This is a genomic window from Vibrio sp. L85, assembly GCF_963871815.1.
GTDB classification, from domain to species: Bacteria; Pseudomonadota; Gammaproteobacteria; order Enterobacterales; family Vibrionaceae; genus Vibrio; species Vibrio harveyi.
Genome location: NZ_CAWMYL010000109.1, coordinates 1 through 307 on the forward strand (window position 1 = coordinate 1; position 307 = coordinate 307).

General features: G+C 47.9%; 1 pseudogene. It reads right to left on the minus strand.

What is annotated here, in order from left to right:
- Positions 1 to 307 (minus strand): annotated as a pseudogene (locus AACR11_RS11400) (type IV secretion system DNA-binding domain-containing protein); the annotation flags it as partial.

Sequence of the window (307 nt, forward strand, 5' to 3'; positions counted from 1 at the left end):
CTTCATCTCTTCTGGCGTCTCAAACTGCTTGGCTTGCAGTTCGGTCAGAGCATTACGGTCTTCTTCGCTGAGGAAGATACCAGGTGCGACACACTCACAGTAAATCGCTTCTTGGTATGCTTTGGTCATGGCTGGCGATGGGATGTAATCGCGCTTGATAAAGGCATTACTGACATCTAGCATCTTATCGAAGTGCAAATCCAGTTGAGTGATAAAGCTACTTCCTGGGACGCGAAGGTAGCATTGTAAATCGTCCATAGCTTGAATTTCACTGCTCGACACGACAGGGCGAGTTACCGTTTGGTGA